The sequence below is a fragment of the Oleiphilus sp. HI0123 genome, assembly GCF_001635315.1.
In genome coordinates, this window is the sequence record NZ_LWGE01000099.1 from 1 (window position 1) to 739 (window position 739).

1 pseudogene is annotated in these 739 nt (G+C 46.0%); it reads right to left on the reverse strand.

The window, feature by feature from the left end:
- Positions 1 to 522: 522 nt before the first annotated feature.
- Positions 523 to 739, reverse strand: a pseudogene (locus A3761_RS26530) (hypothetical protein); the annotation flags it as partial.

Below are 739 nucleotides of genomic sequence, written 5' to 3' on the forward strand. Positions count from 1 at the left end.
TGCGGATAGCCCAATCGCACGCAACAACTATGAAGCTGAGGTCGGCGTTGGATTCATTTACGTTTTCTAGAACACCTATCAAGTATTCACCTAGAAGCCTCATTTTTAGTTTATTTAATAAACAATCAAGCTAGCTCAAATTATATTAGGGAAGACCCGAAAGCCGACTTAACACTTTGTTAAGTTGGTTGTTCACCATCTACAGACATCACCCAGGAATTTGAAGCCAGTAACATTCGGCCAAACCAAAATCAACCTTCAACGGCAAGTTTTGGCACTTTGCTGACTAAGTTTGGGCAGGGTATTTGTAGGCTCTAGTCGAAACCGCTATTTCAGTAGGTCAGACTGCGTGCCAACTTTTACATATAAGTATTATGACTTTGTAGGCGGCCCGTCCTCGGGGCGCTTGCTGTGCCACGGGGCTTTCAAACGATTCCCTGGTTTCGGTTTGCGCGACTGGAGGCCCCGCCTACATAAGTATGGCTATTTTTCAATCGAGTCTGACCCCATTGAAAAAATGCTTTAAGGCATTTGGATTTGGCTTCCGCCTTGGCCCGGTACGACGATCTGAGAAGCCTGCTCACGACGCATTTCTTGAAGTTCTTTCATTGTATCTTCAAGCGACTTGTTTGCTGCTTCGCCAAAGTTAGCTGCCGCTTGACCCGAGTAGAACCTTGAAGTTCGAAGTTCAAAGGAAGTGGTCCAGCTGGCGTCATCATTTGAGTGCTGCCGATAAACA